Source organism: Weissella sp. DD23, assembly GCF_001579105.1.
Classification (GTDB): Bacteria; Bacillota; Bacilli; order Lactobacillales; family Lactobacillaceae; genus Weissella; species Weissella cibaria.
On record NZ_KQ970390.1, the window covers coordinates 455,068 to 458,176 of the forward strand.

Here is a 3,109-nt window from a genome sequence, read left to right on the forward strand (position 1 = left end):
GTTAGTTGTCATCATTTCAGCAATATCAGCCAACGAATGAGCTTGACTTAAGTCATAACCGCCAGCCTTTTGGCGCGTAAGTTGACTCATGACCGCTGGTACGCCAAGCTGTTTACCCAAGTCAACAGCTAGTGTGCGAATGTAAGTCCCCTTGGAAACCTCCGCAACAAATGTAAACTTTTGCGTTCCAGTTGTTTCATCAAATATTGGCTCAGACGTACGTTCAAATCGATAAATAGTCGCTTGGCGCTCAGGTCGCTCGACAGTTTCGCCAGCTCGAGCGTATTCATATAAACGACGGCCATTGACTTTAACTGCCGAAAACATCGGTGGAATTTGGGTAATGTCACCCGTCAAGGCCTTCATGGCAACCGCAATTTCGTCAGTCGTAAATGGCCGTGACAATGGTTGAGATTCGACTATCTCGCCATCCAAATCCTCAGTTGTTGTGGCAAACCCAAATGTTACTTCACCCGTGTAAATCTTACCGGATTCTTGTAAAAATTCAATTGTCTTGGTCGCTTTTCCAAGCGCCACTGGCAGAACCCCGTCAACTGATGGATCTAACGTCCCAGCGTGACCAATCTTTTTCATGTGTAAAATTTTACGTAATTTGAACACAACGTCGTGTGACGTCATGCCTGCTTCTTTGTATACCGGTAAAATACCATCCATGATGTAATCCTCTTATCATTTTTAGCTATGTATGAAAATAGCGACCCAAAGCAGGTCGCCATTCTCTAAATTATTAGTCGTTTTGGTGTAGTTGACGAATCAAATCATCAATCTTGTTACCATATTGGACAGATTCATCCTTAACGAACTTCAATTCTGGCGTCTTGTAAATTGCCAAACGTGATCCCAATTCCTTGCGAATCAAACCAGTGGCGGCTTCCAAACCAGCAGCTGCCTTTTGATTAACAGATGCCAATTCTGACAAGACACTGTAGTAAATCTTAGCTTGTTGCAAATCACCAGTAACTTCAACACCGGTAACCGTTACACCTTCGACCCGAGGATCGCGGATGCGTTTTAGCAACAAATCGTTGACTTCACGTTGGATTTCTTGTTCAAGACGTCCAACACGGAAATTTTGTTGTGCCATTTTAGCTCTCCATTTCCTTTGTTAATTAGCGAGGAATCTCAACCATTTCGTAGGCTTCGATTACATCACCAATCTTTTCATCATTGTAGTTTTCAATCGTCAAACCGAAGTCGTAACCGTTCTTAACTTCCTTAACGTCATCCTTAAAGCGACGCAAAGAAGCAAGCTTACCGTCAAAGATAACGATACCATCACGAATCAAGCGAACTGAAGAGTTACGCGTAATCTTACCTGATGTCACCATACCACCGACAATCGTTCCAATCTTAGAAACCTTGAACAACTCACGAACGTCAGCTGTACCAACAATTTCTTCCTTGAACTCAGGATCCAATTGACCCTTCATCGCAGCTTCAATTTCATCGATTGCGTTATAGATAACGTTGTGCAAACGAATATCAACCTTGTCTGAGTCCGCTTGTTGACGGGCTTGTGGCGTAGGACGCACGTTAAATCCGACGATAATCGCACCAGAAGCTTCAGCCAAAGTGACGTCCGATTCGTTAATTGCACCAACGGCCGTGTGCAAGATATCAACCTTAACACCGTCAACGTCAATCTTACGGAATGAACCAGCCAATGCTTCAACAGAACCTTGCACGTCAGCCTTGATGATAACTGGCACAGACTTCATTTGCTTTTCAGCCATCTTGTTAAACAAGTCTGAAACAGAAACGACGTTGTTACGGTTACGATCAGCAATCAAAGCACGCTTAGCACGCTCTTCACCAGCTGCACGGGCAGTCTTTTCATCTTCAAAGACGACGAAACGGTCACCAGCAGATGGCACATCATTCAACCCAGTAATCTCAACTGGTGTTGAAGGAACAGCTTCCTTAACACGACGACCACGATCGTTCGTCATCGTACGAACACGTCCGTATGTGTTACCCACAACAATTGGGTCTCCAACGTGCATCGTTCCTTGTTGAACCAAGACCGTCGCAATCGTTCCACGACCCTTGTCCAAACGAGCTTCGATAACAGAACCAGCCGCACGTTGATCAGGATTTGCCTTCAACTCCAACACGTCAGCCGTCAACAAAATCATCTCCAACAATTCTTCGATGTTTTGACCAAACTTGGCTGAAATGTTGACGAAGATTGTGTCTCCACCATACTCTTCTGGGATCAATTCGTATTGCATCAATTGGTTGATAACGTTTTCTGGGTTTGCACCAGGCTTATCAATCTTGTTAACTGCAACGATAATTGGCGTCCCAGCTGCCTTGGCGTGGTTAATCGCTTCAATTGTTTGTGGCATAACACCGTCATCGGCAGCCACAACCAAAATCGTGATATCCGTGATATCAGCTCCACGGGCACGCATCGCCGTAAAGGCCGCGTGTCCAGGCGTGTCCAAGAACGTAATCACACGACCTTCATCAGTCTTAACTTGGTAAGCACCGATGTGTTGCGTGATTCCACCAGCTTCACCTTCCGTAACGTGTGAGTTACGCAAGTAGTCAAGCAAAGTCGTCTTACCGTGGTCAACGTGTCCCATGATCGTAACGACTGGGGCGCGAGGAGCCAAGTTTTCTGTATTTTCTTGCTCTGCTTCAAAGAACTTGTCGATGTCGGCAATGTCGACTTCAACCTTTTGCTCAGCTTCAATACCGTAATCGGCAGCCAAGATTTCGATTGTGTCAGCATCCAATGATTGGTTTTGATTAACCATCACACCCAACATGAACAACTTCTTGATGATTTCCGTGGCATCACGGTGAATCAACTTGGCAATATCTTGCACGTTCATACCAACTGAGTAAACCAGAGTTTCTGGTAATGGTTGGTCCTTACGTACTGTTGGTGCTGGTCGGTTTTCGTTGTTACGGTTACGACCAGGCCCCTTCTTACCCTTCTTGTTGTTACGGTTATTACCGTTCCAGTTGTTGTTTGGGCGACCGTTGTTTCCACCGCGGTTGTTCTTGCGGTTGTTGTTACGGTTACCACCTTGGTTACCGTTACCATTGTTTGAACGGTTTTGGTTACCTTGGTTGTTGT

The 3,109-nt window shown here is 45.3% G+C and carries 3 protein-coding genes; all 3 read right to left on the reverse strand.

The annotated features are described in order from the left end of the window. Positions 1 to 675: tRNA pseudouridine(55) synthase TruB (truB, locus tag WEIDD23_RS02180; protein WP_082778298.1), on the reverse strand; the 675-nt coding region annotated here is incomplete at its 3' end. Positions 676 to 748: 73 nt separating this feature from the next. Further along, complete coding sequence (gene rbfA / locus WEIDD23_RS02185) at positions 749 to 1,105, reverse strand: 30S ribosome-binding factor RbfA (protein ID WP_010373741.1); 357 nt, start codon at positions 1,103 to 1,105, stop codon at positions 749 to 751. A gap of 25 nt (positions 1,106 to 1,130) precedes the next feature. Next, positions 1,131 to 3,109 (reverse strand): translation initiation factor IF-2 (infB, locus tag WEIDD23_RS02190; protein ID WP_197458769.1); only part of this gene is annotated, 1,979 nt, incomplete at its 5' end.